Origin of the sequence: Shimia sp. R9_2 (genome assembly GCF_017743735.1) — a bacterium.
In the GTDB taxonomy this organism is placed as follows: Bacteria; Pseudomonadota; Alphaproteobacteria; order Rhodobacterales; family Rhodobacteraceae; genus Shimia.
In genome coordinates, this window is sequence record NZ_JAGHRO010000002.1 from 174,821 (window position 1) to 201,486 (window position 26,666).

General features: G+C 59.4%; 28 protein-coding genes. 15 read left to right on the plus strand and 13 right to left on the minus strand.

The features are described 5' to 3' along the window. The first annotated feature begins 7 nt into the window (after positions 1–7). Genes aceE through lpdA form a run of 3 tightly spaced genes read left to right on the plus strand, consistent with a single transcriptional unit; the run spans position 8 to position 5,676 of the window. Complete coding sequence (aceE, locus tag J7400_RS05415) at positions 8–2,662, plus strand: pyruvate dehydrogenase (acetyl-transferring), homodimeric type (protein ID WP_209060575.1); 2,655 nt, start codon at positions 8–10, stop codon at positions 2,660–2,662. Between the two features lie 24 nt (positions 2,663–2,686). After that, the gene (locus tag J7400_RS05420) at positions 2,687–3,931 is read left to right on the plus strand and encodes a 2-oxo acid dehydrogenase subunit E2 (protein WP_209060576.1); all 1,245 of its coding nucleotides are present in this window, start codon (positions 2,687–2,689) and stop codon (positions 3,929–3,931) included. Between the two features lie 14 nt (positions 3,932–3,945). Continuing rightward, the gene (gene lpdA / locus J7400_RS05425; protein WP_209060577.1) at positions 3,946–5,676 is read left to right on the plus strand and encodes a dihydrolipoyl dehydrogenase; all 1,731 of its coding nucleotides are present in this window, start codon (positions 3,946–3,948) and stop codon (positions 5,674–5,676) included. A 229-nt stretch (positions 5,677–5,905) separates the two neighbouring features. Here the strand turns inward: lpdA and J7400_RS05430 are convergent, their stop codons facing one another. The 4 genes from J7400_RS05430 to J7400_RS05445 form a co-directional block, all read right to left on the minus strand. Next, complete coding sequence (locus tag J7400_RS05430) at positions 5,906–7,684, minus strand: SLC13 family permease (protein ID WP_209060578.1); 1,779 nt, start codon at positions 7,682–7,684, stop codon at positions 5,906–5,908. Between the two features lie 212 nt (positions 7,685–7,896). Further along, positions 7,897–8,775: a DMT family transporter gene (locus J7400_RS05435; protein WP_209060580.1), complete on the minus strand. Its 879-nt coding sequence runs from the start codon at positions 8,773–8,775 to the stop codon at positions 7,897–7,899. A 15-nt stretch (positions 8,776–8,790) separates the two neighbouring features. Continuing rightward, positions 8,791–9,609, minus strand: coding sequence for a TIGR00282 family metallophosphoesterase (locus J7400_RS05440; protein ID WP_209060582.1), 819 nt, complete (start codon positions 9,607–9,609; stop codon positions 8,791–8,793). Between the two features lie 116 nt (positions 9,610–9,725). Beyond that, complete coding sequence (locus J7400_RS05445; protein WP_209060584.1) at positions 9,726–10,913, minus strand: hypothetical protein; 1,188 nt, start codon at positions 10,911–10,913, stop codon at positions 9,726–9,728. 195 nt (positions 10,914–11,108) lie between these two features. Here J7400_RS05445 and J7400_RS05450 point away from each other — a divergent pair, with 195 nt between their 5' ends. After that, positions 11,109–11,345 (plus strand): DUF333 domain-containing protein, encoded by a 237-nt coding sequence (locus J7400_RS05450; RefSeq protein ID WP_209060586.1) that lies wholly within the window; start codon positions 11,109–11,111, stop codon positions 11,343–11,345. A 73-nt stretch (positions 11,346–11,418) separates the two neighbouring features. Here J7400_RS05450 and J7400_RS05455 read toward each other — a convergent pair whose 3' ends face one another. Both J7400_RS05455 and mgtE read right to left on the minus strand, forming a co-directional pair. Beyond that, positions 11,419–11,979 (minus strand): 5-formyltetrahydrofolate cyclo-ligase, encoded by a 561-nt coding sequence (locus J7400_RS05455; RefSeq protein ID WP_209062000.1) that lies wholly within the window; start codon positions 11,977–11,979, stop codon positions 11,419–11,421. 22 nt (positions 11,980–12,001) lie between these two features. Further along, positions 12,002–13,402 carry a magnesium transporter gene (gene mgtE / locus J7400_RS05460; RefSeq protein ID WP_209060588.1) on the minus strand — a complete coding sequence of 467 codons (1,401 nt, stop codon included), beginning with the start codon at positions 13,400–13,402 and terminating at the stop codon, positions 12,002–12,004. Positions 13,403–13,636: 234 nt separating this feature from the next. On the opposite strand from mgtE, the gene guaD reads away from it, so the two are divergent. Beyond that, positions 13,637–14,926, plus strand: coding sequence for a guanine deaminase (guaD, locus tag J7400_RS05465; protein ID WP_209060589.1), 1,290 nt, complete (start codon positions 13,637–13,639; stop codon positions 14,924–14,926). Between the two features lie 84 nt (positions 14,927–15,010). Here guaD and J7400_RS05470 read toward each other — a convergent pair whose 3' ends face one another. Next, positions 15,011–15,250 carry an Lrp/AsnC ligand binding domain-containing protein gene (locus J7400_RS05470; RefSeq protein ID WP_209060590.1) on the minus strand — a complete coding sequence of 80 codons (240 nt, stop codon included), beginning with the start codon at positions 15,248–15,250 and terminating at the stop codon, positions 15,011–15,013. 135 nt (positions 15,251–15,385) lie between these two features. On the opposite strand from J7400_RS05470, the gene hisB reads away from it, so the two are divergent. Continuing rightward, complete coding sequence (hisB, locus tag J7400_RS05475) at positions 15,386–15,973, plus strand: imidazoleglycerol-phosphate dehydratase HisB (protein ID WP_209060591.1); 588 nt, start codon at positions 15,386–15,388, stop codon at positions 15,971–15,973. A gap of 49 nt (positions 15,974–16,022) precedes the next feature. Further along, complete coding sequence (gene hisH, locus J7400_RS05480; RefSeq protein ID WP_209060592.1) at positions 16,023–16,661, plus strand: imidazole glycerol phosphate synthase subunit HisH; 639 nt, start codon at positions 16,023–16,025, stop codon at positions 16,659–16,661. 39 nt (positions 16,662–16,700) lie between these two features. Here the strand turns inward: hisH and J7400_RS05485 are convergent, their stop codons facing one another. Further along, positions 16,701–17,405 (minus strand): AraC family transcriptional regulator, encoded by a 705-nt coding sequence (locus J7400_RS05485; RefSeq protein ID WP_247738641.1) that lies wholly within the window; start codon positions 17,403–17,405, stop codon positions 16,701–16,703. Between the two features lie 123 nt (positions 17,406–17,528). Here J7400_RS05485 and J7400_RS05490 point away from each other — a divergent pair, with 123 nt between their 5' ends. Beyond that, a complete protein-coding gene (locus J7400_RS05490; RefSeq protein WP_209060594.1) occupies positions 17,529–18,065 on the plus strand; it encodes a peroxiredoxin-like family protein in 537 nt (178 codons plus the stop codon). 83 nt (positions 18,066–18,148) lie between these two features. Here J7400_RS05490 and J7400_RS05495 read toward each other — a convergent pair whose 3' ends face one another. After that, positions 18,149–18,541 carry a DUF2147 domain-containing protein gene (locus J7400_RS05495; RefSeq protein WP_209060595.1) on the minus strand — a complete coding sequence of 131 codons (393 nt, stop codon included), beginning with the start codon at positions 18,539–18,541 and terminating at the stop codon, positions 18,149–18,151. Positions 18,542–18,708: 167 nt separating this feature from the next. Between J7400_RS05495 and hisA the strand changes: the two genes are divergently transcribed. The 3 genes from hisA (at position 18,709) to J7400_RS05510 (ending at position 20,279) form a co-directional block, all read left to right on the plus strand. Beyond that, positions 18,709–19,431 (plus strand): 1-(5-phosphoribosyl)-5-[(5-phosphoribosylamino)methylideneamino]imidazole-4-carboxamide isomerase, encoded by a 723-nt coding sequence (gene hisA / locus J7400_RS05500; RefSeq protein WP_209060597.1) that lies wholly within the window; start codon positions 18,709–18,711, stop codon positions 19,429–19,431. Further along, positions 19,428–19,730 (plus strand): hypothetical protein, encoded by a 303-nt coding sequence (locus J7400_RS05505; protein ID WP_209060599.1) that lies wholly within the window; start codon positions 19,428–19,430, stop codon positions 19,728–19,730. The genes hisA and J7400_RS05505 overlap by 4 nt, the downstream gene beginning before the upstream one ends. Positions 19,731–19,802: 72 nt before the next feature. After that, positions 19,803–20,279, plus strand: coding sequence for a DUF2867 domain-containing protein (locus J7400_RS05510; RefSeq protein ID WP_209060601.1), 477 nt, complete (start codon positions 19,803–19,805; stop codon positions 20,277–20,279). A 21-nt stretch (positions 20,280–20,300) separates the two neighbouring features. On the opposite strand, the gene J7400_RS05515 is transcribed toward J7400_RS05510, so the two are convergent. Then, positions 20,301–20,747 (minus strand): DUF302 domain-containing protein, encoded by a 447-nt coding sequence (locus J7400_RS05515; protein WP_209060603.1) that lies wholly within the window; start codon positions 20,745–20,747, stop codon positions 20,301–20,303. A 143-nt stretch (positions 20,748–20,890) separates the two neighbouring features. On the opposite strand from J7400_RS05515, the gene hisF reads away from it, so the two are divergent. From hisF to J7400_RS05535, 4 genes are all read left to right on the plus strand, one after another. Next, complete coding sequence (hisF, locus tag J7400_RS05520) at positions 20,891–21,688, plus strand: imidazole glycerol phosphate synthase subunit HisF (protein WP_209060606.1); 798 nt, start codon at positions 20,891–20,893, stop codon at positions 21,686–21,688. Further along, entirely contained in the window at positions 21,685–22,002 is a 318-nt protein-coding gene (locus J7400_RS05525) for a phosphoribosyl-ATP diphosphatase (protein WP_209060607.1), read from the plus strand. The genes hisF and J7400_RS05525 overlap by 4 nt, the downstream gene beginning before the upstream one ends. A 67-nt stretch (positions 22,003–22,069) precedes the next feature. Continuing rightward, on the plus strand, positions 22,070–22,609 hold the full coding sequence (locus tag J7400_RS05530) for a hypothetical protein (RefSeq protein ID WP_209060608.1): 540 nt from the start codon (positions 22,070–22,072) through the stop codon (positions 22,607–22,609). A gap of 98 nt (positions 22,610–22,707) precedes the next feature. After that, positions 22,708–24,450 carry an ATP-binding protein gene (locus J7400_RS05535; protein ID WP_209060609.1) on the plus strand — a complete coding sequence of 581 codons (1,743 nt, stop codon included), beginning with the start codon at positions 22,708–22,710 and terminating at the stop codon, positions 24,448–24,450. 21 nt (positions 24,451–24,471) lie between these two features. Here the strand turns inward: J7400_RS05535 and J7400_RS05540 are convergent, their stop codons facing one another. From J7400_RS05540 to rlmB, 3 genes are all read right to left on the minus strand, one after another. Further along, positions 24,472–24,939 carry a CoA-binding protein gene (locus J7400_RS05540; RefSeq protein ID WP_209060610.1) on the minus strand — a complete coding sequence of 156 codons (468 nt, stop codon included), beginning with the start codon at positions 24,937–24,939 and terminating at the stop codon, positions 24,472–24,474. A 381-nt stretch (positions 24,940–25,320) separates the two neighbouring features. Beyond that, a complete protein-coding gene (locus J7400_RS21165; protein ID WP_348539437.1) occupies positions 25,321–25,662 on the minus strand; it encodes a hypothetical protein in 342 nt (113 codons plus the stop codon). 112 nt (positions 25,663–25,774) lie between these two features. Continuing rightward, positions 25,775–26,566 (minus strand): 23S rRNA (guanosine(2251)-2'-O)-methyltransferase RlmB, encoded by a 792-nt coding sequence (gene rlmB, locus J7400_RS05550; protein WP_209060617.1) that lies wholly within the window; start codon positions 26,564–26,566, stop codon positions 25,775–25,777. Between the last annotated feature and the right edge of the window lie 100 nt (positions 26,567–26,666).

Sequence of the window (26,666 nt, forward strand, 5' to 3'; positions counted from 1 at the left end):
ACGCCGCATGGCGAACGAGATTTCTGACATCGACCCAATCGAGTCCCAAGAATGGCAAGATGCAATCGAAGACGTGATTGCACGGGACGGCCCAGACAGAGCCCATTACCTGCTGGACAAAGCGGTTCAACAGGCCCGTGCGGCCGGTGCGACACTGCCCTTCTCGGCAACCACCCCATACCAGAACACCATCCCGGCGGATGATCAGGAAGATTTCCCTGGCGATCTCGATATGGAATGGCGCATCCGCACCATCAACCGCTGGAATGCCATGGCGACCGTGGTGCGCCGCAACAAAGAGAGCAGCGAGTATGGCGGTCACATCGCTTCCTTCGCCTCCTCCGCGGTGATGTATGATATAGGGTTAAACCATTTTTGGCGCAGCAAATCTGCGATCCACGGCGGCGACCTTGTGTTCTTCCAAGGTCACGTGATCCCTGGCATCTATGCGCGTTCCTTCATGGAAGGTCGCCTGACAGAGGAGCAGCTTGAGAACTTCCGCTCCGAGGTGAATGGCAAAGGTCTTTCTTCCTATCCGCATCCATGGCTGATGCCCGACTACTGGCAGTTCCCAACCGTATCCATGGGCCTTGGCCCGCTGATGGCGATCTATCAGGCGCGGTTCATGAAATACATGCATAACCGCGGCCTCATCGACATGGCAGACCGCAAGGTCTGGTGCTTCCTTGGTGACGGGGAAATGGACGAACCGGAAAGCCGTGGTGCCATCGACCTCGCCGTGCGCGAAGGCCTCGACAACCTGATCTTCGTGGTAAACTGCAACCTGCAGCGTCTGGATGGTCCTGTACGCGGCAACCACAAGATCGTGCAAGAACTGGAAGGCGACTTCCGCGGCGCGGGCTGGAATGTCATCAAGCTCCTGTGGGGCAAAGGCTGGGACGAACTGCTGGAGAAAGACACCTCTGGCAAGCTGCGCCAGTTGATGGATGAAACCGTTGATGGCGACTATCAGACATTCAAGTCCAAAGATGGCGCCTACATTCGCGAGCATTTCTTCGGCAAGTATCCGGAGACCGCAGAACTGGTCAAAGACTGGACAGACGAGCAGATCTGGGCACTGCGCCGCGGCGGCCACGATCCGCAGAAAGTCTATACCGCGTTCAAACGCGCAACCGACACCAAGGGCATGCCAACCTGCCTGTTGATCAAAACAGTTAAAGGTTATGGCATGGGCAGCGCTGGCGAAGGTCAGAACACGACCCACCAGCAAAAGAAAATGGCCGAAGATCAATTGCGCGCCTTCCGGGATCGCTTTGAGATCCCAGTGAGCGACGAAGATCTGCCCAAAGCGCCATTTGTGAAGCTCAACAACGCGCAGAAAGCCTATCTGGCTGACCGCCGCAAAGCGCTTGGCGGGGAATTCCCCAAGCGTGAGAGCCAATCACCCAAGATGGAAATCCCAGCGCTCGACAAATTTGCCGCGCAGCTGAAAGGCACCGGCGAGCGTGAAATTTCCACCACCATGGCCTTTGTCCGCATCCTGACCACGCTGCTGCGTGACAAACAGATCGGCAAAAACGTCGTGCCAATCGTGCCGGATGAAAGCCGTACTTTCGGGATGGAAGGCCTGTTCCGCTCGGTGGGGATCTATAACCCAGAAGGGCAGAACTACACGCCGGAAGACGCCGATCAGATGATGTACTACAAGGAATCGACCTCTGGTCAGGTTCTGCAGGAAGGCATCAACGAAGCGGGCGCCATGGCGGATTGGATTGCGGCAGCAACCTCCTATTCCAACCATGGCGTGCCGATGATCCCCTTCTTCATCTACTACTCCATGTTTGGCTTCCAGCGGATTGGCGATCTGGCTTGGGCGGCAGGCGACAGCCGGGCGCGCGGCTTTATGCTGGGTGGCACCGCAGGGCGCACCACGCTGAACGGCGAAGGGCTGCAGCATGAGGACGGCCACAGCCATATCCTCGCGGGCACTATTCCAAACTGCGTCAGCTATGACCCGACCTTCCAGCACGAAGTTGCTGTGATCGTGCAGCATGGCCTCAAGAGAATGTATGAAAATCAGGAAGATGTGTTCTTCTACCTGACCTTGATGAACGAAAACTACGCCCATCCGGACATGCCTATGGGTGTGGAAGACGAGATCATCAAAGGCCTCTACCGCTTTCAGGAAGTCAAAAAACCAACCAAGAAGCACGTCACGCTGATGGGCTCCGGCACCATTCTTGTTCAGGCCATGAAAGCCGCAGACATGCTCAAGGAAGACTTTGGTGTGACCGCTGAAATCTGGTCCGCCACGAGCTTCAACGAGCTGGCGCGGGATTGTCAGGATGTGGCCCGCCACAACCGCCTGAACCCGCTGGCGGAGCCAAAAGTGTCCTTTGTTGCGGAACAACTTGCCAAAGCAAAAGGTCCGGTGATCGCCGCGACAGACTACATGAAGAACTACGCAGAGCAGATCCGCACATGTGTGCCGGGCCGCTATACGGTTCTGGGCACAGACGGCTTTGGCCGCTCTGACAGCCGTGTGAACCTGCGCCGCTTCTTTGAGGTGGATGCCAACCACATCGCCGCAGCCGCCATGGTGGATCTGTTCCGCGAAGGCGCTGTGACCAAGAAAGACCTTGAGGCCGCATTGGCCAAATATGACATCGACGGCGCCAAGCCGAACCCGCGCCTGGTGTGATCGGGAAGAGAGGAGATTTTAAACATGGCAATTGAAGTCAAAGTTCCCGACATCGGTGATTTCACTGAAGTTCCAGTGGTTTCCGTCTTGGTCAGCGCAGGCGATGTGATCGCGGCAGAAGATCCCCTGATCGAAATCGAAAGCGACAAGGCCACCATGGAAGTGCCCTCCCCGGCTGCGGGCAAGGTGCTTGAGATCAAAGTGGCCGAAGGGGACAATGTCTCTGAAGGTTCGCTGGTTCTGCTTCTGGAAGCAGAAGAGGCCGCAGACGCAGCACCGGCACCCAAAGCTGAGGCCGCCCCGGCTGCGGCACCTGCGCCAGCCGCACCTGCCCCGGCAGCTGTGACAGACGCTGGATTTGGCAAAGCACATGCGTCCCCGTCTGTGCGCGCCTTTGCGCGTCAGCTGGATGTGGATCTGGCCAAGGTCAACGGCACAGGCCGCAAAGGACGCATCCTGCGCGAAGACGTCACCGCCTTCCTGAAGTCCACCACAACAGCGGCAGCGCCTGCTGGTGCGGCACAGGGCGGCATGGGCATCCCACCGATCCCGGCTGTGGATTTCTCCAAATTCGGTCCAACCGAAGATGTGGATATGCCCCGGATCAAAAAGATCTCCGGCCCGGCCCTTCACCGCAGCTGGCTCAACATTCCGCATGTTACCCACAACGAAGAAGCCGATATCTCTGAGCTGGATGGTTATCGCCGTGAGCTGGATGCGCAAGCCAAGCAAGACGGCTACCGCGTCACGCTTTTGTCCTTTGTTATCAAGGCCTCTGTCTCTGCCCTCAAACAGCACTGGGAAGTCAATTCCTCGCTGCATCCGGATGGTGACAAGCTGATCAAAAAGGATTTCTACAACATCGGCTTTGCGGCGGACACGCCCAATGGTTTGGTGGTTCCGGTGATCAAAGATGCGGATCGCAAAGGCATCATCGAAATCTCCAAAGACCTGATGGAGCTTTCCGCCAAGGCGCGTGAAGGCAAGCTGAAGGGCGACGACATGTCCGGCGCGACCTTCACCATCTCGAGTCTCGGCGGCATTGGCGGCACGTCTTTCACCCCGATTGTGAATGCACCTGAAGTGGCGATCCTCGGACTGACCCGCTCCAAAATGGCGCCGGTCTGGAACGGTGAAGAGTTTGAGCCACGCCTCATGCAACCGCTGTCTCTGAGCTATGACCACCGCGCGATTGACGGTGCGCTGGCAGCGCGTTTCTGCGCCACGCTGAAGCACCTGATGGGCGACGTGCGTCGCTTGATGCTCTAAGGGAGGACTTCACTATGGACGTCAAAGTACCTGATATTGGTGACTTTTCCGAAGTTCCTGTGGTTTCCATTCTGGTTTCTGTTGGCGACACTGTCGCCGCAGAGGATCCGCTGATCGAGCTGGAAAGCGACAAGGCCACCATGGAAGTGCCTTCCCCCGCCGCTGGCGTGGTGAAAGAGATCAAAGTGGCCGAAGGCGACAATGTCTCTGAGGGCAGCCTGATCATCGTTCTGGATGCTGAAGGTGCGGAAGAAGCGCCCAAAGCGGCAGCTCCGGCAGCGCCTGCTGCACCACAAACCGTAACCGCAACTGGCACTGCAACCGGTGCCGGTGATGTCCATGCCGAGGTGGTTGTGCTGGGCTCTGGCCCCGGCGGTTACACAGCAGCCTTCCGCGCGGCGGATCTGGGCAAGAAAGTTGTTCTGATTGAGAAAGACAGCTCGCTTGGTGGTGTCTGCCTCAACGTGGGCTGTATCCCCTCCAAGGCGCTCCTGCACTCGGCGAAAGTCATCACCGAAGCAGAGGAAATGGGCGATCACGGCATCAGCTTTGCCAAACCTGAGGTCGATCTCGATAAGCTGCGCGGCTGGAAAGAAAGCGTTGTCAATCAATTGACTGGCGGCCTTTCTGGATTGGCCAAGGCGCGCAAGGTTCAGGTTGTGAACGGCTTTGGCACCTTCACCGGCCCCAATATGATCCAGGTGGACAACGACGGCACAAAATCCACCGTCAGCTTTGATCAATGTGTGATCGCAGCAGGGTCTGAGCCCGTCACCCTCCCCTTCATCCCGCATGACGATCCTCGCGTGATCGACAGCACCGGCGCGCTGGAGCTGGAAGACGTGCCAGAGCGCCTGCTGGTGCTGGGTGGCGGCATCATCGGCCTGGAAATGGCCACGGTGTACGATGCGCTTGGCTCCAAAGTGACAATTGTCGAGTTCATGGATCAGATCATTCCCGGGGCTGACAAGGATGTGGTCAAACCGCTGCACAAGCGGATTGAGGGGCGCTATGAGGCGATCCTAACCAAGACCAAAGTCACTGCGGTTAATGCAACGGACGCTGGTCTTGAGGTCACCATGGAAGGTCCTAAGGGCGAAGTGGTTGATACTTTTGACAAAGTTCTTGTTGCGGTGGGCCGCCGTCCGAATGGGGCAAAAATCAATGCCGCTGCGGCTGGCGTGGCTGTGGATGAGCGCGGCTTTATCGCGGTCGACAGCCAGCAACGCACTGGTGTGCCTCACATTTTTGCCATTGGCGATGTGGTTGGCCAGCCGATGCTCGCCCACAAGGCTGTGCATGAAGGCAAAGTCGCTGCAGAGGTGGCCGCAGGGTACAAACGCCACTTTGATGCGCGGGTGATCCCGTCTGTGGCCTACACCGATCCTGAGGTTGCCTGGGTGGGCGTCACAGAGACCCAAGCGAAGGCCGAAGGGCTGAAGGTTGGCAAGGGTGTGTTCCCATGGGCCGCGTCTGGTCGCTCCCTCAGCCTGGGCCGCTCTGAAGGGCTTACCAAGTTGATTTTCGACGAAGAATCCGAGCGCGTGATTGGCGCCGGAATCGTTGGACCCAACGCTGGTGACCTGATCGCGGAGGTGGCGCTGGCCATCGAAATGGGCGCAGATGCGGTTGATCTGGGCCACACGATTCACCCCCACCCAACCCTGAGTGAGACGGTGAATTTCGCGGCGGAAATGTTTGAGGGAACGATCACAGATCTGATGCCGCCCCGCAAAAAGAAATAAGAAAACATCTGTTTTCTGCCAAAGCGCGCCTTCCTTGAGGGCGCGCTTTTTCTTTTGGGAAAGGTTAATCCGACTCAGTGCGCCAAAAAGGCGGTTCGGTATCGCGTCGGTATCCCTACGGTATTGCGTCGGTGTTGGTATGCGGATTGCACGTATGGCGAGAGTTTAACGGAGCGCACGTCGCCTCCGCCATAGAGACCTCACTGCGCAACACGCGGTCGCCCTGCCCTTAGAGCGGCCAGAAGACCGGGATCAACAGAGAGGCCAACAGCCCGATCGACAGGTTCAACGGAATGCCCACGCGCATGAAATCGGTGAACTTGTAGCCGCCCGGGCCGAACACCAGCATGTTGGTCTGATAGCCGATTGGCGTGGCAAAGCTTGCGGAGGCCGCGATCATCACCGCCACCACCAGCGGGCGCGGATCCACGCCAATAGCCTGTGCCAGCCCCACCGCGATGGGGGTGACTACCACCGCCACAGCGTTGTTGGAGACAAGCTCGGTCAGCACAGAGGTCAGCAGATAGATCGCCCAGACCAGCAGGAAGGGCGGCAGGTTCTCAAGCGCCGGGGCAAGGCTGGTGACAATCAGAGAGACCGCCCCTGAGGAGGACAAGGCCGCCCCAATCGCCAACATGGCAAAGATGAGCGACAGAAGCCGCCCATCCACAAAGGAAAAGGCCTCATCTGCATCAATGCAGCGGGTCAGCAGAACAACCGCCACCGCCAGCAGCGACAGCAGCAGGATCGGCGCGAGGCCAAAGCCTGCAAGCACCACAACGCCCGCCATGGCGCCCAAGGCAATCGGCGCATGGCCCCGGCGGTATTCCCGCTCAGAGGGCTGGGACACATCCACCATATCCATATCCGCCGACAGGCGCTGGATGTCTTCCGGCGCGCCTTCAAGCAGGAGCGTGTCGCCCACCCGAACCACAAGCTGGTCGAGCTGCTGGCCGATGTTCTGGTTCCGGCGATGCACCGCCAGCGGATAGACCCCATAGCGGCGGCGCAGACGCAGGGAGCCGAGGCGGCGACCCACCATGCGGCAGCCCGGTGTGATCAGCGCCTCAACTGTGGTGGTTTCCACCGCGCCGACCTGATCCAGCCGTTTCAGCGATTTGTTGCGCTGCAGGCTCAGAAGCTCGGTCATCTTGGTGCGAAGAACCACGCGGTCGCCGACCTGCAGGGTCACATCTTTGAGGTTGCGGCGCAGGGAGGTGTCTCCGCGGATCACGTCGATCAGGCGCACGCCGTCGCGCTTGAAAAGCTGCACCCCGGTGACCTCCCGGCCCACAAGGTTGCTTTCCGGCGGGATCACCGCCTCGGTGAAGAATTTCATCTGGCTGCGGTTGGACAGCAGGTCCGCCATGCTTGCGCGCTCCGGCAGCAGGCGGCGACCGATGACGTAGAGGTAGAGCATCCCCCAGGCCACAATGATCAGGCCCAGCGGTGTGACCTCAAAAATCGAAAACGGCTCCAGCCCCTGATCGCGGGCCACGCCGTCCACCAGCAGGTTGGTGGAGGTGCCAATCAGGGTCAATGTCCCGCCCATGATGGCGGCATAACTGAGCGGGATCAGCAACTTAGAGGCCGAAGTTCCCAATGTGCGCGCAAGCTGGGTGAAGACCGGGATCATCACCACCACCACCGGTGTGTTCGACACAAAGGCCGAGGCGACGATCACAAAACCCAAAAGCATCACAATCGCCAGCGCGGGGTTTCTTTTGGCCTGCCCGTCCGCAAGCTGCGTGAAGGTCGACAAGGCCCCCGTGCGCACCAAAGCGCCCATGACAATGAACATTGCGGCAATTGTCCATGGTGCGGGGTTGGAGAGCACGCCCAAGGCGGCCTCATAAGGCAGCACGCCGAGGAACAGCAGAACCGCCACGCCACCAATGGCAACCACCTCTGTGGGGTAGACTTCCTTGAGGAACAGCACAAACATGCTGGCCACCGTCAGCAGAGCCAAGACCGCCTGTGTGGTTTGAGAAAACGCAAAAAGATCCATAGTGCTCAGCCCTTATCAGCGGGCAAGTTTTATCATGGCGCCGATGCCGGGCAAGCGGTTTTCGTTTCCAATCAGCAGGAATAGAGCGCTTTGCTCAGTCTGACAGCAACGTCATGGCGTTCCACGCTTCATAGCGCTCTTCATTCTGCCCAAAATACTCTGGGGGGATCGCGGCCTGGCGGCGATGGGGGCAAAGCCCCCTCCTCTGCAGATCAGGAAGACTGTCGCGGACGCACGAGGGTCATGCCGGTCAGGATCAACGCGAGCGCCGCCCAGACCCAGAGCGAGTAGCGCTCTGACAGCAGGAGCATCGCCCAGAGCACGCCTGTGCCGGTCACCACATAAGAGACCTGCGCCGCAAAGACCGCGCCTGCGCGGGACACCAACCAGACATAGGCGGTGTAGACACAGACGTGAATGATTGACGACAGCACCAGCGCAAACTCCGGCGCGGTCCACTCGGTGCGCGGATCAATGAATTGGCCAGGTGCCAGCGCCAGCGGCAGGGCCAGTATGGCGCCCACCACGCTTGCGCCATAGAGCACATGGCCAGCGCCCAGCCCTTGCATGCCCCATTTGGCCACCACATTGCCTTCCAGCGCGTAGCAGACCGGGGCAATGACCGCGATGGGCGACCAGAGTGCCATGGCGGGATCTGGCAAGGCGGCGGGCTCTGACAGGATCACCACGCCCGCAAGCCCTGCCAGCAAGCCAATCAAGCGTGGCCAGTTGAACCTGTCCACCCCAAAGAGAAGCGCCATGGGAAAGGCGACAATCGGCACCAGTGAGATCACAATGGACATGACACCGGAGGGCAGCTCTGCCGCCGCGCGGTAGGAAAAGCTGTTGGGGATCAATGTGCCAAGCGCGGCGATTAGCAGGAAGAACCACAGTTTGTCGCGTGGCAGGGCGACGGATTTGCCGGTGAGCAGCCGCAGCAGAAACAGAAACACCGCGCCAATCAGCATTTGCCAGAAGATCAGCCCAAGCGGTTGATACCCCTCAGACACCGCGATTTTGGCCAGCGGCTGCGTGAGCCCCCAACCGGTGCCAATGGCCAGCAGGATTGCGCTAAACTGCAGGGGCGACATGGGCTGTTAAAGGCGTCAGCTTGGGCCGGACTGGCTGAGCCTGCCGCCCTGACGCACCATCTCGATGCGGGTGGCGGCGCCGGTGCGGTCGTCGGTTTCCACATAAACCCCTGAGAGCGTCGCCTCCCCCAGCGCGGGTGTGAACCGCGCCTTGGGCATGCCGGTGACAAAGCGGCGCATGGGCTCTTCTTTCTCCATGCCAATGACGGAGTTGTAATCACCGCACATGCCCGCATCTGCCTGAAAGGCCGTACCTTTGGGCAGGATCTGGGTGTCTGCTGTTGGCACATGGGTGTGGGTGCCCACCACAAGGCTCACGCGGCCATCGCAGTAATGCCCCATGCCCATCTTCTCGGAAGTGGCCTCACAATGCATATCGACGATGGCGGCCTGCACCATACCGCCGCGCGGATGGGCGCGAAGCACTTGATCCACGGCGGAAAACGGATCGGAATATGGCTGCTTCATAAAGACCTGCCCCAGCGCCTGAGTGACCAGCACCTTGCGCCCGCCGCGCGCTTCAAACACGCGGAACCCTTTGCCGGGCACATCGCCACGGGCGTAGTTCAGCGGGCGGATGATGCGCGGCTCTGACTGGATGAACTGCAGCATGTCTTTCTGATCAAAAGCGTGATCGCCAAGCGTGAGGCAATCGGCCCCGGCATCGAGCAGTGCCTTGGCGTGGGCACCAGACAGCCCCATGCCGTTGGAAGCGTTTTCGCCGTTCACCACGACAAAATCGAGCTGCCAGTCTTCCCGCAGCTTGGGAAGGCGTTCCACCACAGCCGCGCGTCCGGCGCGGCCCATCACATCACCTAGAAAGAGCATTTTCATGGGGGATGGTCCTATCCCTGATCGCGGCTCACCTCAAGGGAGGAACCACCACCGGCGCGCATTCCTGCGCATCCTGTGGCCCCGCACACCAATCAGCGCACCAATCAGCGGCCCAGTCACCGGCCCTCCACATAGGCGACCAGAAACTCTGGCGCGGGGAATTGGGTGAAGAGGATGTAGAGAAACACAAGCCCTGCAAGCAGGCGGCCAACCCTGTGATAACGCAGGGTGGCATAGAGGAATCGGAGCTTACTGCGCAGGCTTTGGGGGCCGACCTCTGCCGGTTGCTGCGTGTTTTTCGGCAGGGCGTTGCGGTCACCACGCACCGCCGCGCTGAGCTGTTGTTCGCTCAGCATTTGTGTGGTCACCACACTGCGGGGCTTGGGCGCGTCGGGCAACCGTCTGCGCAGCTCTATGTAGCCGTTGGGAAACTGGGGATTGTCTGCATTGTGGCGCACCTCGATCACATCAGCCCCCGGCTCATCATAGCTGAAGGTTTCCATATCGCCCAGAATGCGTCCCAGCGCGCGGCAATAGGTCAGGAACTCCAGAATATGCTGATGGTTTTGAAACAGCTGCTGCGGTTCAGTGGCGTCCGGGGCAAAGATCACCTCTTTTCCCAGAAAATGCTGTGACCCGATGGCGCGCAGGCCGACCTTCTGGGTGCCGTCAGGCCCTGCCCCAGCCCCAAAGGGAAAGGGCGCGACATAGAGCACAGGATTAAAGCCGACGGAGGCCAGTTTCACAAATGTGGCCCCGTCCAGCAGCTGATGGGACTGACACCAGTGCACCGCAGAGGGCATCATCTCGCCTATCAAGGCCGTGGCAACGGTCTGGGCAATCAGCAACCGACGCTCAAAGCTGTCGGTGTTGGCAACATCCCCCAACATGGGGCCGAGACTGGCAATGAAGTCGCTGTCCGCGCCACTGTTGGCCAGTGCAGCGGCAAAGCCGGGCACAGAGCCCGGAGCGACCTCAATCAGGATGGCCCGCTTGTGCTGTTTGACCGCCTGAAACAGATCAGGGCGCAGCGCCGCTGTAAGCGCGTTGGACAACACCGCAGAAAACCCCTCTTGCGGTAAAGGCTTGTCAAACCGTTCCAGCGTGACGTTCACCTGATCCGTCGCCAGCCCCAGATGATGAGGCGAGTTATAGCCTTTCAAGCTGGTCCAAGGACCATGGTCCTTAAGCGCGTCCTGCAGGCGTGGATTGAGGCGCTCAAGCGCTTTGAACTGGCGCTTGAACTGTCGTGTATTGTCAAACACAAGGACAACCTGAAGGGCCTGCGCCAGATCTTTGATCATAGTTCCAAACTCGCTATGCGTGTATGGGAACTAATCACAACCAATTATGGCTGAATTTGGCGCGAACTGCGGAAAGACTGCGCAAGCCACATTTTGCCAGCGACAACAGCGCCGGACCACCCAGACCACATCCAATCTTGCCCTATGCGCCTGACGCGGTATCTTGGGGCAAGTCATTCCAACCACAGGTGAATTATGAAACCCATCCTAGCCCTGACTGCCGCCGCTGGTGCCCTCGCCCTTGCGGGCTGCACCGAGCCTTACCCCAATGATCCCACCAATCTGGCCAATCCGGCGGCGACGCTCTGTGTGGACAAGGGCAACCAGTATGAGATCCGCCAAGATGCGGAGGGCAATGCCGTGGGCTATTGCATCCTGCCAAGCGGTCAGGCGGTGGATGGCTGGGAATACTTCCGCACGCAGGCGACCTGATTTAAACGGGCAACCTGATCCTTACGATCACATCGCCCAGCGCGTGCGATGTGGCACGACGGGCGGTGCCTGATCAGCGAGAAAACTCGATCACCCGGCTTTGGGTGATCACCATATCCAGTGGCTGATCGGTGGCTTCCAGCGGCAGGGCCTCGGCCATTTGCTCTTCAAAGGCAAAGCCGATTGCCAATGTGGCGCGGCGGCTGCGCAGCAGCTCCAGCGTGCGGTCATAAAAGCCGCCACCATAGCCCAGACGCCCGCCCTTGAGATCAAAGCCCACCAGCGGGACAATCACGATTTCCGGCTCAAAATAATCATCCACCTCTGGCACCTTGGCCCCAAACGGTCCATCGCGCAGCGGCGCATCAGGTTCCCAACGGGAAAATTTGAGCGGCATGGCTTCGCCCTGAATGACAGGCACCCCGACCGGGCCATGGGCCGCGGCCTCTGCCATGGCGGCCAGCGGCGAAATCTCTGTGCGGATCGGCATATAGCCCGCCAGCGGCACGCCACGATGGCCTGCGAGCACTTCAGAGAGATGCCCGGCCTGACCGGGGCCTGCCATGGCAAAGGCCTCCTTGCGGCGGGCAAATGCGGCTTTGCGGGCGGCGGCTTTCTGATCGTTCAATGTCATTTCAGGGGTCATGGTCAGTCACTCACAAAAGGACCTGGGCGGCAAGCCCGAGGAAAAGGAAGAAGCCGACAACATCTGTCACCGTGGTGACAAAAGGGCCGGAGGCCAGAGCCGGGTCGATGTTCATACGGTCGAGCGCCATGGGGATCAGGATGCCGCCCAGCGCGGCGGCAATCTGGGTGAGCAGCATGGCCACGCCAATCACCACAGCCAGCATCGGCACGCCAAACCACGCGCCTGCCACAAGCGCCATGATGAAGCCAAAGAGCGCCCCATTGAGCGCGCCCACAGAAAGCTCCCGCCAGATTACCCGCATGGCGTTTTGTGCGGTGAGGTCTTTGGTGGCGAGCGCGCGCACGGTCACCGTCATGGTTTGCGTCCCGGCATTCCCGCCCATGGAGGCGACAATCGGCATCAGCACCGCAAGCGCCACCATCTGATCCACCGTATCGGCAAAGAGGTTGATCACGCCTGAGGCCAAAATGGCGGTCAGCAGGTTCACAAACAGCCATGTGGCACGACCCTTGGCGGCGTTGAAGATCGTGTCTGAGAGGCTCGATTCATCGCTCACACCGGCGAGGCGCAGAATGTCCTCTTCGTGTTCCTCATCCAGCACCACCATGGCGTCATCAATGGTGATCACCCCCACCAGACGCTCGTCCTCATCCACCACAGGGGCGGAGATCAGGTGATACTGGTTGAAGGCATAGGCGACGTCTTCTTCGTCCTGTGTGATCGGGATGACCTGAAAGACCTCTTCCACCAATGTCGCCATCAGCACTTCGCGGCGCGCCGACATGAGCTTGCCCAGCGTGACATTGCCCACAGGCTTCATGCGCGGGTCGACAAGGATCACATGGTAAAACTGCTCCGGCAGCTCTTCGGCGTTGCGCAGGAAGTCGATGGTCTCCCCCACCGTCCAGTGCTCCGGGGCAAACACGGTCTCGCGCTGCATCAGACGGCCGGCGGTGTTCTCCGGATAGCTGAGCGCCTGTTCCACCGCGACACGGTCGGCATCCTCAAGCTGGTCAAGAATGGCTTCCTGCTGTGGCTCATCGAGATCTTCGACCAGATCAACGATGTCATCGCTTTCCAGATCGCGCACCGCTTCGGCCAGAACATCCGGGCGCAGGACGTTCATCACCTCTTCGCGCAGACCTTCATCCAGTTCGGAGAGGATCTCCCCGTCAAACTCCGCCCCGTAAAGCTGCACAAGGCGGCGGCGGTCAAAGGCGTTGATCTGTTCCAGAAGGTCGGCGATGTCCGCCGCGTGCAGCGGCTCCATCAGATCCAGCAGCGTGGCACGGTCACCCGCCTCAATGGCGTAGAGCACACCGGCCACCAGTTTCGGGCTCAGGGTGTAGTCGTCCTGCTCTTCGGTCTCAGCAGTAATCTCGGCGGTCTGATCGATGGCTTGGGTCATGACACCTGCTCTCTCGTTCTGCCGCTTGAGCGCCGCGAATGTCATCGGTGGCTGCGGGGCGTTTGCTCTGATCCGCCCAGCCCTCTGGCAAGGCTTGGACTTGGCCCGGACCATAGTTTAAAGCAGGGAGAGAACTCAATGGGATGCGACGGTTTTGACGCCAAAAAAGGCCCGCTCTAAGAGCGGCCTGCGCCCCGTGATCAAATGATACCCGATACTGCGGAGTTTGCCGTGATGACCCCTCCTGTTTTGCTGCTTGGTCAGACCCTGTCTTTTGACGCGAGCCCGTTTGAAACGCCAATTGAGAGCGCGGTGCGGCACCTGACCCATGGGGGCGTTTTGATACAGGGCGGCAAGATCGCCGCGGTTGGGGATGGCGCAGCGCTGAAGGCCGCCCATCCGGAGGCACAGGTGGTGGAGTATGGCGATCAGCTGATCTGTGCAGGCTTTGTGGATGCCCATGTGCATTACCCCCAGACCGGGATCATCGCGAGCTGGGGCAAGCGGCTGATTGACTGGCTCAACAGCTACACCTTCCCCGAAGAGATGCGGTTCAAAGATCGCGCCTATGCGGATGAAATTGCCAAGACCTATCTTGATCTGACAGCCCGGCACGGTGTCACCACGATGGCGAGCTATGGCACCAGCCATCCGGAGTCGGTGGAGGCGTTTTTCAGCGAGGCCCAGCGCCGGGGGCAACGGGTTGTGGCGGGCAAGACCTGTATGGACCGCCATGCGCCTGACGGGCTGCGCGACACGCCGCAGAGCGCCTATGACGACAGCAAGGCGCTGATTGAGAGGTGGCACGGTGTAAGCAGGATCAGCTATGCGATCACGCCGCGGTTTTCGCCAACCTCCACGCCCGAGCAGCTAGAGGCGCTTGGCGCGCTCTGGGCCGAGCATCCCGATTGCCTGATGCAGACCCACCTGAGCGAGCAGACCGATGAGATCGCCTGGGTGGGCGAACTGTTCCCTGAGGCGCGGGACTATCTTGATACCTATGAGCAGTTCGGCCTGCTGGATGCGCGCGGGCTTTATGGTCATGCGATCCACCTTGAGCCGCGAGAGAAAGACCGGCTGCGCGAGGTTGGCGCGGGTTTGATCCATTGCCCCACTTCCAACACGTTTATTGGCTCGGGGCTGTTTGACCTCAAAGGGCTGATGGCCCAAGGGCAGAAGATCGGGCTTGCCTCCGACACCGGCGGCGGGTCAAGCTTTTCCACGCTGCGCACCTTGGCGACGGCCTATGAGGTGGCACAGCTGCGCCACCACCCGCTGCATGCGGCCGAGCTGATGTGGCTGGCCACCCAAGGCTCCGCGCAGACCCTGCATATGGCCGATCAGATCGGCAATTTGGCGGCGGGTATGGAGGCTGACATTGTGGTGCTGAACCTCGCCAGCACACCCGAGATTGCCCAACGCAGCGCGCGGGCAGAGGATCTCTGGGAAGCGCTCTTCCCGACCGTCATGATGGGAGATGACCGCGCGATTGCGGCAACCTGGATTGGCGGAAAGCTCACCTAGGCTGAGCCTTCATTCTGCCAAAAATACTCTCGCCGAAGGCCTCCAATGGGGGCAACCCTCCGCTGTGCCCTGCGGCTTATGCGATCAAAACGCCTTAAACGTCAGCGTCGTCAGCGTGCGCTCGATGTTGGGAATGTCGAGCATGTGGCTGTTGATGAACTTACCCACGTCTTCGCCTTCCGGAATATAGAGCTTCATCAGGAGGTCGTAGTCACCGCTGGTGGAATGCAGCTCGGAGTGGATTTCCTTCAGCGCAATCTCTTCGGCGACGCGGTAGGTGGTGCCGGGTTTGCAGCGGATCTGGATAAAGACGCAGGTGGTCATGAAGGCCCTCATTTGATTTGGCCTCAAACTGGCACAAATGCCACCTGCCTCACAATCTGAAAATCCGCCCCCTTGGCCTGCCCCCTGCCCGCCCCTATAAGGGCGCGGCAATACAGAGAGCGAAGGACGTCTCCCATGCGCAAGGCAAGCGTGACCCGCGCCACCGCGGAAACCAAAATCACCGTGGACATCAATCTGGATGGCAGCGGCACCTATGACAACAAAACCGGTGTGGGCTTTTTTGACCATATGCTGGACCAGCTGTCGCGCCACAGCCTGATTGACATGACGATCCGCGCCGAGGGCGATTATCACATTGATGACCACCACACCGTTGAGGATGTGGGCATCACGCTGGGTCAGGCGCTGACGCAGGCGCTTGGTGACAAGAAAGGCATCCGCCGCTATGCCACCTGCCACCTGCCGATGGATGATGCGCAGGTTCGGGCCGCGCTGGATCTCTCCGCGCGGCCTTTCCTGATCTGGAACCTTGAGATGCCAACCCAGAAGATCGGTTCCTTTGACACCGAGTTGGTGCGCGAGTTCTTCCAGGGGTTTGCGACCCATGGCGGCATCACCCTGCATGTGGACCAGATCCACGGGTTCAACAGTCACCATATCGCCGAAGCCGCCTTCAAAGCGGTGGCACGCGCGCTGCGCGAAGCGGTTGAGGTGGACCCGCGCAAGGCGGATGCGATCCCTTCGACCAAAGGTGCGCTCTGAGAGCGCACCCTACAGCTACGACTAAAAAAGACATTTAGAGGGTTCGCTTATGCTGACAGCGATCATCGACTATGAATCCGGCAATCTGCACTCTGCCGAGAAAGCCTTCCAGCGCATGGCGACGGAGGTGGATGGCGGTGAGGTTGTGGTGACCTCTGACGCGAATGTGGTAGCCAAGGCAGATCGTCTTGTACTGCCCGGTGACGGAGCCTTTCCCGCCTGTGCGGCAGAGCTGCGCGGACACAAAGGCATTTATGACGCCATGGTGGAAGCGGTCGAAACCAAAGGCCGTCCGTTTCTGGGCATCTGCGTTGGCATGCAGCTGATGGCCAGCCGGGGCCATGAATATGAGCTGACCGAGGGACTGGGCTGGATCGAAGGCGATGTGAAACGCATCACGCCAGAAGACAGTTCCCTAAAAGTGCCGCATATGGGTTGGAACAATCTGGTGATTGACCACCCGCACGCGCTGCTAGATGGGATCAAGAGCGGCGATCACACCTATTTTGTACACTCCTACCAATTCCACGTGACCAAGGCCGAGGAACGTCTGGCGCATGTGGACTATGGGGGCGACGTGACCGCGATCATTGGGCGCGATACGATGGTGGGCATGCAGTTCCACCCGGAGAAGAGCCAGGACATCGGTTTGCGGATGATTGGCAACTTCCTGAAGTGGGCGCCGTAAGCGCCGCCTTGGATAGGGGCGTGTGGGGCCGCAGGGGCCTCAGGCGGCGCGCAAGGAAGATGGCGCTGCGCCATGGGCTTTACGAAAGGCGCGGGTAAAGCTCTCCGGGCTGGCGTAGGCATAGCGGCGCGCCACGGCATCGACACGATCGCCGCGCAGAATATCCTGATGGGCCAGAATCAAACGCCAACGGCGCAGATAGCCCATCGGGGTTTCCCCGACCGTGGCGGCAAAGAGCTCTGAGAAGCGCGACAGGGAAAGCCCCGCCTGCGCGGCGAGATCCGCGTTGCTCCAGAGGTGGCTGGGCTGATCATGCATCGCCACAATGGCGCGGGACAGGCGCGGGTCGGCCAGCCCGGCCAGCAACCCGGCCTCGGTGCTGCCTTTGGCAATCTGATCGCGCAGCAGCCGCACCATCAATGCTTCACCGAGCCGGTTGACCACCGATTGCGCGCCGCAGCGGTTGCCTGCGGTTTCCTCGGCCATCAGCCGCACCAGCGCGCGGCTGTCCCCTTCATCGCGCAGATCATAACGCAGCGTTTCCGGCAAAGACGCCATCAGCGGATTTGAGCGCCCCATCCAGTCAACCTCCGCAGCAAAGATCGCGGCCGTGTCCGCGACCTGTCCCTTGCGGCCCCGCGGCCAGAACACCACGTCGAGCGGAGCCCCGTCGTCATCGCCAAAGACCAGCAGATTGGCGCGCTCAAGCGGGGCGCTGCGCACCGTTAGGTGAAATTTATCCATTAATGTGGTTAAACGGTCCAAGGGCACCTCGGATTTTCAGCACGATTATTCGGATTTAATGTGCCCAGAATACTGCAATAACACAAGCATGCTGTTTTTTTTAACCGTTACCAGGAGTTACTCATGCTCATTCCCCGCCAGAAGACCCCCGACCTGACATTGCCGCTTGTGGGCGGCGGCACGTTTGATTTGGCCAGTGAAGGCTCAGAGCGCGGCACTGTGGTGTGTTTTTACCGCGGTCTGCATTGCCCGATTTGCGCCAACTATCTGAAAGAGCTGGAAAAGCTGGTTGATGCTTTTGCCGAGCGCGGGGTGACCTGTGTGGCGGTCAGCAGCGATGGCGAGGAGCGCGCGGCAGAGATGGTGGAGAAGATTGAGGCCAAACGGTTGCGGTTTGCCTACGATCTGCCGCTGACCAAGGCCAAGGAATGGGGCCTCTACATCTCCACGTCGCGTGGCAAGACGTCAATCGGGATTGAAGAACCGGCCCTTTTTTCCGAGCCCGGGCTGTTTATGGTGAGCCCTGAGCAGGCGCTTTACTACGGTTCTGTGCAGACCATGCCATTTGTGCGGCCGCATTTTTCGGAACTGGTGGGGGCGTTGGATTTTGCGATTGCCAACAACTATCCGGCGCGTGGCGAATACACAGGCGCGCTGTAAAAACGGGCGCGTCCTCAAGCCTGAACCGCAAACAAAAAAGGCGCAGATTGCTCTGCGCCTTTCTCTAACTGGTTCAGCCAAGATCAGTTGATACGCGTCCAGTCTTGGCCGCGGCAGATAATGGCCACACAGCCTTTGACTGTGAGCGTATTGCCTTTGAGTGTCATTTTGGACTTGTAAGTTTTGTCCGCATCCGGCGCCCAGATTTTGCCTCCAGAATAGGCCCCACCACCATCTGCGCTCATGTCCCAGAGCATCTTTTTGCCCTGATGTTCATAGTTGGCAATGGCTTGGCCGCTGGCGTCAAAGGCCTTGTCAATATTTCCGCAAACAGCATTGCCGCAGGGCGCAATTTTCACGTGCAGGTAACCGCCAGTGTCACCGGGTTGGGTTTTCCAAGTGCCTGCAACAGGCTCTGCAAAGGCTGTTGTTGCGGCTGAAATCGCCATGGCCGCTGCCAAAAAAGTCTTTTTCATAGTTTCCTCCCATGCGTGTTGGGCAAAGACTGCGCGAGCGGGCGATTCCGATCAACACTGACTTTGGGTCACGCGGCGGTATTGACCAAGCCCAGCCGCGTTGCAATTTGAGCAAGACCGTGCCACACGCTTGGCCAACAATCACTCAGACAAAACAGGGCCCGCTTATGATCCTCTACCCGGCCATCGACCTCAAAGACGGCAATGCCGTGCGCCTGCTGCATGGCGACATGGACAAAGAAACCGTGTTCAACGAAAACCCCGCCGCGCAGGCGATGGAGTTTGTCAACGCGGGCTGTGAATGGCTGCATCTGGTGGATCTGAACGGCGCCTTTGCCGGAGAGCCGGTGAATGCCGCGCCGGTAGAAGAGATCCTGAAACAGACCAATGTGCCGGCCCAGCTGGGCGGCGGCATCCGCGATATGGCCACCATCGCGCGCTGGATCGACAAAGGCCTGAGCCGCGTGATCCTGGGCACCGTGGCGGTTGAGAACCCCGATCTGGTGCGCGAAGCGGCCAAGGAGTTCCCTGGCAAAGTGGCTGTGGGCATTGATGCGCGCAACGGCAAAGTGGCGACCAAAGGCTGGGCGGAAGAGACCGACGTGATGGTCACCGATCTGGCCAAATCCTTTGAAGACGCAGGTGTGGCGGCGATCATCTACACCGACATCATGCGCGATGGCGCAATGAAAGGCCCCAATGTGGAGGCCACCGCAGCGCTTGCGCAGGCTGTTTCGATCCCGGTGATTGCCTCTGGTGGTGTGAGCTCTCTGGAAGACCTGCAGGCGCTCAAGGACTGTGGTGCCGCGCTGAACGGGGCGATTTCGGGCCGGGCGCTCTATGACGGGGCGATTGATCTGGCTGAGGCGCTGAAAGTTCTGAAGGCATGAGCCTGCGCCGCCGGATCACCTATGGCGGGCTGGGCCTGATATTGGCCCTCTCCCTGATCCCGGCGGCATATGTGTATTGGGCCCAAAGCACGGCGGAAAAACACGGCTGTGACTTTGGGCTGGCGCTCCAGCAGAACGGCTGCTGGGTGGAGGGCGTCAATATTGCCAGCCAGCTTAACGCGGCCTACTCCAAGGCGGGGCTTGTTGTGCTGACGCTGCCGATCGGATTTGTGGCGATGCTGGCCCTGATCCTGATGATTGCCGCCGACCTGAGACGCTGCGCAGCCCCCAAGGCGTGACGATTGGTCCTCTGGCTTAAAAGCTCCCGCACTCCCAGATTTTGAGGTGAGGCGACGAAAAGGAGCTGCAAAATGTTGGGCGTATTCACCAAAGTCAGCGCAGCGCAGCTGCCAGCGGACAGTCTGCTGCAGAGTCGCGTGGCAGAGGACGACTTTCTGGATTGTTATCGTGCAAAATGCGCCCTGCCCGCACGTGTGGCGGCGGATGAAGTCACGCGTTTTCCGGACTGGGCCCAGGTGTTGGTGGCGCTGCGCAATAAGCTCGTGGCACCGCTGGGCCTCAAAGGTGCATCAGATGTCGAGGTGGCCCATGCGGGCGCGGATCATGTTGGCATTTTCCCGATTGAAGCGCAGAACGATCAGGAGGTGATCGCCGGGTTCAACGATCACCATCTGGATTTCCGTGTGTCGATCTACAGCACCGGAGAGCATGTCTATCTGTCAACATGGGTGCATCGGCACAATCTGACAGGCCGCCTGTATCTGGCGACGATCATGCCCTTTCACGTGCTGATCATACGAGATGCCCTTCGTCGGGTCGCGGGCTGACGCCCGCAGCCCCAAGAGACGTTACTCGCCCGCCGCTGCGGCGGTCAGCTTGGCCAGAGCGCCGCGCATGGTGGCGATGAAGGCGGCATCCTCGGCAATATCCAGACCCGCGAACATCTGCGCTGGGTCCTCATAGGTCAGGTGGACCTGCCCTTGTGCGTCCTCATAGGCCAGCACTTTGAGCGGCAGGAACAACCCGGCCTTGATGTCTGCCTGCATGGCGGGGGTGCCAATCTTCGGATTGCCAAAAATCAGCAACTCCGCATCCGACAGCTCTGCGCCCACTTTGGCGGCCCCGCCTGCGTGATCCACACGCGCAAAGACTTTGGCACCGGCGTTTTCCACGGCGGCGGCCAGCGCATCAACGGTCTGTGCGACCGATTTGTTGGACGGGACAGACAAAAGCTCCGCTTGGGCCGGAAGGGTGGAAGACAAGGCAATGGCTCCTGCAATGAGAATTTTTTTCATGGTGATCTGCTCCAAAAATGAGATCGTGGGATCAGTCACGACATCATAGCGCGATTTGCCAATCACGTTTTCTCGATAAGCGGAAAAACCGCGCTCTTGGCGTCCCGCAGATAAGCGGGTATGAGAGCGCAAAGAGGTGCCCAATGCTAAAAACCCGCATCATTCCCTGTCTGGATGTCGCTGATGGCCGTGTGGTCAAAGGAGTGAACTTTGTTGGCCTGCGCGATGCGGGGGATCCGGTGGAGGCCGCGCGTGCCTATGACGCCGCTGGCGCGGATGAAATCTGCTTTCTGGACATCCATGCGACCCATGACAACCGGGGTGTGATGATCGACATGGTGCAGCGCTGTGCCGAGCAATGCTTTGTGCCGCTGACCGTAGGTGGTGGCGTGCGCACCGTGGCCGATGTGCGGCGGCTGTTGCTGGCGGGGGCCGATAAGGTGAGCTTCAACTCCGCCGCTGTCGCCAACCCCGATGTGATTGCGGAAGCCTCAGCGCAATTTGGCAGCCAGTGCATTGTCTGCGCGATTGATGCCAAGACCATTGGCCATGATGAGAACGGCGTGCCGAACAAATGGGGCATCTTCACCCATGGCGGCCGCAAAGCTGCGCTGGATCAGGACGGCAACCCGATTGACGCGGTGGAATTTGCCAAGCTGGTGGTGGCCAAAGGCGCCGGGGAAATCCTGCTGACCTCGATGGACCGTGACGGCACCAAGGCGGGCTTCAACCTGCCGCTGACCAACGCCATCAGCGATGCGGTCAACGTGCCGGTGATTGCGTCGGGCGGCGTCGGCAATCTGGACCATCTGGTGGAAGGCGTGACCAAAGGCGGCGCAAGTGCAGTGCTGGCCGCATCGATTTTCCACTTTGGCGAATACACCGTGCAGGAAGCCAAGCAATATATGCATGACGCCGGTATCCCGATGAGGCTGACATGAGTGTTCTGAACGATCTTGCGGCCACCATTACCGAGCGCGCCAAAGCGGACCCGGACAGCAGCTGGACAGCCAAGCTGTTGGCCAAGGGTCCGGAGAAATGCGCCGAGAAATTTGGCGAAGAGGCCATTGAAGCGGTGATTGAAGCCGTGAAAGGGGATCGCGAAAAGCTGACCTATGAGGCGGCGGATGTGCTGTTTCACCTGCTGGTGATGCTGGAGGCGCGCGATGTGGCGCTGGACGATGTGCTGGCGGAGCTGGCGCGGCGGCAAGGCATGAGCGGCATTGCCGAAAAAGCGGCGCGCACCAAAGCGTGATACGGGCCGCAATTGCCAAGTCCGGAGGGTTCCTATAGGTGGCCAACTGGTATTTGAGGCAGGCGGTATGACACGTTTGGGATTGGTGATTTGGGGGCTTATTGCGGCCCTGTTTCTGACAGCATGTGGCGTGCCCCAAGAGGCCTTGAGGCCGAATCCCGCAGGGCTGGCACAGGAAATCCTCGCGCTTGATGCTGATGTGGACATCGATGAGGCAAACCGCGTGGCGCGTATCGCCTATGAATACCCGCTGGAGCTGCGCGTGGTCTATAACGTCACCGACGGCCCACTGATCCACAACACCAAGGTCAATCAAGGGCTTAGGCCGCGTGGGCTGTGCTGGCACTGGGCCGATGACCTTGAGGCGCGCCTGCGTCAGGAAGACCTGCAAAGTCTGACGCTGCACCGCGCCATCGCCAATCATGATAATATTCGCATCGAACACAGTACTGTCATTGTGAGTGCTAAGGGCGACAACATGCGCGAGGGCATCGTGCTCGACCCCTGGCGGTACGGCGGATACCTATATTGGGCGCCGGTTTTGGAAGATGAGCGTTACGTCTGGGAAGAACGCAACAAAGTCTTTGCTGCCAAGGGCCTGAGATAGATAATTCACGCATTTTGGAACAGAGTTCCGCTATATGTATTCAGCAGGCTTTAACGCTTGCTGGGTTACAGCGGCAGTGATCACGAGTACGATTGAGCATGACCAAACCACTCAAGGCGATTTCCAGCGCATTCCTTGCCTACTTTTGGCCGGAGATGGCGGTCGACGACAATTTCGACCACGCCCGGACACGCTTGGTCTGTGTCTTTTCCCTGATTGTAGGGACAATCGGCCTGCTGCACAGCATTCCGGTCTACTATATCTCTGACACGCTGCCGGATCATGGGGTCCTGATCTCCAACTTGTTTTGCCTGACCTATTTTACCGTGCCCGCGATCTGGCACAGGACCCATAACATGCGTCTGGCTGCCTTTGTGCTGGTGGCGATCTTCTGGGTCCATATGGAATACCTGCTGATCGCGGATCGCTCTGACATCTGGCGGCGGGAGCTGTTTCTGATCGGGCCGCCCATTATCCTGCTCATCCTTGTGGGACGTTTCAGCGCGCGCATTGCAACGGCACTGATGGTGGCAAATTTTCTGGTGCTTTCAATTGTGTTTGATGCCTTCCCTGTAGAAGGCACATTGGCGATGACCGCAGCGCTCTGCACGTTGATGGCCGGGCTGTCGATGTACTTCACCGAGGTGAACAAAAAAGAGGTCCACCTCAAAGAGCTGCGCGATGAGGCGCAGCTGGCAGATGCACAAAAATCTGAGTTTCTGGCCAAGATGAGCCATGAAATCCGCACCCCTCTCAATGGGTTAAGTGGCGTTCTTCAGCTGCTCGACGAAACGGATTTGACCCCGGAACAGAAAGAGCTGGTGCAGATAGGGCGCAGCTCCGGACGGAACCTGATGGGGCTGATCAACGGTGTGCTGGATTATTCCAAGATCGCGGCGGATGGCATCACCATTGAGCAGATCCCCTTTGCGCGCGATGCGCTTTTGACCACGGCGGTTCAGTCTCAGCAGGCGGCGGCCACGGCGGCGGGCCTTGAGCTCAAAGTCTATCAGGACCCGCGCCTGCCAAGCTGCCTGCGCGGGGATCCGGTGCGGCTCAATCAGGTGATCACCAATCTGCTGAGCAATGCGATCAAATTCTCCAAAGAGGGCGACATTCGCTGCGAGATGATCCGGGATGGGGATTTTGTCAGGGTCTCTGTTACAGACCGGGGCATTGGCCTCACCGAGGAGGCCCAGACCCGGGTGTTCAACAAATTTGAGCAAGCCAGCACCGCCACCAGCCGCGAGTTTGGTGGCACGGGGTTGGGGCTTGCGATCTGCAAAGAGCTGGTGGAGCTGCTGGGCGGCCGGATTGGTGTGAACAGCACCCCGTTGCTAGGCAGCACCTTCTGGTTCACCTTCCCGCTGATCGAAGCAGATACACGGGAGAGCCAGTCTGCGCTCCCTGTGGGTGACGCAGGTGAGCCGTCCGCCACTGATTTTGCCGGCACCCATGTACTGGTGGTGGAAGACAACAAGACCAACCAGCTGATCGTGCGTCGGTTTCTGCAGAGCATGCAGATCACCATGGATGTGGTCGATGATGGCCACCCTGCCCTGCAGCTCTGCGCGACGCGGCACTACGATCTGATCCTGATGGACATCCAGCTTCTGGATATGGACGGTATGGAAGCGGCAGCGATCCTGCGCAGCGGCCCCGGCCCCAACCAGCGCACGCCGATTGTGGCGCTATCAGCCAACATCCTGCCCGAACAGACCAACGCCTATCTGAAGGCGGGTATGAATGCCTGTCTGGGCAAACCTTATCGCAAAGATGAGCTGGTGAAAGTCATGGCCCGTCTGTTGGACCGCAGCAATACGGACGTCAGCGCAGCCTGATCACAGCCCCCGTTTCAAAGGCTAAAGCTTGGACGAAATCACACCGGTGGCAAAACCGCCCATGCGCAGCTCTCCAAAGAGGCGCTGATATTCGATCTTGGGACAGCGGTTTTGAATGACATCAATCCCCTGCGCCTCTGCCTTGGCCGCCGCTTCGGCATGTTCCACACCGATCTGCATCCAGATCGTTTTGAGCGCGGGCAAATGGGTAAGCGCCTGATCGACAATTGGCGGCACCGCTTCTGAGCGGCGAAAGATATCCACCATATCCACAGGCGCGGAAATTTCGGACAAATCAGCCACCACGGTTTCCCCAAAGAGCGTTTTGCCCGCATGGCCCGGATTGACCGGAATGACCCGATAGCCTTTCAGCGACAGATACCGCGCCACATAGTAGCTGGGCCGCACCGTATTCATGGAGACGCCTACAACGGCGATCACCTTGCTGCGTTTGAGAATCTTGCGGAGAAAATCGTCTGTGTCGCTCATGGAGGCAGGCTAGAGCACCTGTGTGAGACTTAAAACGCTTATTCGCAACGCCGCGCTTAAAGCACATCTAAAGCACATGGGCGCAGGCACATCCGGATGTCAGACAAAAAAACGCCCAAGGGGGGACCTTGGGCGCAGGTTCGGAACGAGGGACAGTGAAGCGAAACACAGCGGCTCCGATGGCTGTGTTTCCTGTTACTCTACATAAGATCGCAGAACTGGATGTGAAGAGATGATCAGATTCATGTGAAGATAGCGTTACCAAAACCTTTACAATTGCGCTTATTGAGCTGGTTAGCGGAGCGGTTTTGGGGCCTGAAACAGCGGCCTATCTTCAGATGCAGAAGCTGGCGCGGCGATGCGGTAAGCCGCGCCAACGGCTCAATCAAAGATGTCTTCAATCACATCAAACGCCTCTTTCAAAAACCAACCCACCGTGGATTTCTTTTTGCGCTTTGGGCGTTTCTTATTCTTTGGCGGCTTGCTGGCCGATTTTGCGCTGTAGGCAGCATAGTCGGGCGATTTGGCTTTACGCCGCTTCTCGCCCTTGTCTTTGCTTCTGGGCGCTGCCTCCTGCACCGCGCTCACGCGCAGGTGTTTGAGATCATGCAGAGGCGCGCCGCAATTGGAACAGGCGAGCTCATGCCGGGCCTCGCCGCGCAGCACTAGGGCGGCGCGGGTGCCGCAATAACAGCAAGTGGCGATTTTGGATGCGTGTGCGATGAGCCCCTCCTCCGCGTTCTGGCGTTTCTGCCTCTACCTAAGCACTGCGCCGCGCCCTTGGGAGCCTCCTGCGGGGATATTTTTGGCAAGAGGAAGAGGCATCGCGCCGCGCTCAGCTTTGTGCGCTTTGCGGCAGTGAGGCATAAAGCGCGACCGCCGCAGCATTTGAGACATTGAGCGAGCCAAAAGCCCCGGCAAAATTGATTTTCACCAGTTGGTCCACGGTCTCTTTGGTTTTCTGCCGCAGGCCCGGACCTTCTGCGCCCAGAACCAGCGCGATGGGCATGTCGCGTTTACCCTCAAGCGCCTGCTCAATGGTGTGCTCCGCTTCGCCGTCCATGCCCAGCACCAGATAGCCCATGTTCTGCAGGGCGGTGATGGTGTCCGCCAGATTGCGCTCGCGCAGATACGGCTGGCGCTCCAGAGCTCCGCTGGCGGTTTTTGCCAGTGCGCCGGTTTCCGGTGCGGAGTGATGGCGCGTGCCAATCACGGCCAGTGCGCCAAACACTTCCGCAGAGCGCAGAATCGCGCCCACATTATGGGGGTCGGTCACCCGATCAAGCAGAATCAGCCGCTGTGGACGGTCATCAGACGCAATCGCCACATCGGAAAGGCGGCCCCAGTTGAGCGGTTTCACCTCAAGCGCGGCGCCCTGATGCACCGATTGCGGGTCAATCGGAGCTTTGAATTTGCGCGGATCCACCACTTCGGGTGTGATGCCGGAAGCGGCGATGGCCTCATCCAATTTATCCGCCGCATTTTTGGTCACGATCAGGCGCAATTTTTCCCGCGCGGGATTCGCCAGTGCGTCCCGCACCGCGTGCAAACCGAACAACCAGACGGTTTCTGACGCCTCTTTGCGCTTGGCCTGTTCTTTTTCCACGACCCACTTGGGTTTTTTCATCGCTCTGCACCTTCAAAATAAGAGGGTTTCACCAATGGGCAAAAGAAGCGCCTCACGCAACCACTTTTCTGGTTGACGCCCCCCGCGCATCACAGTAATC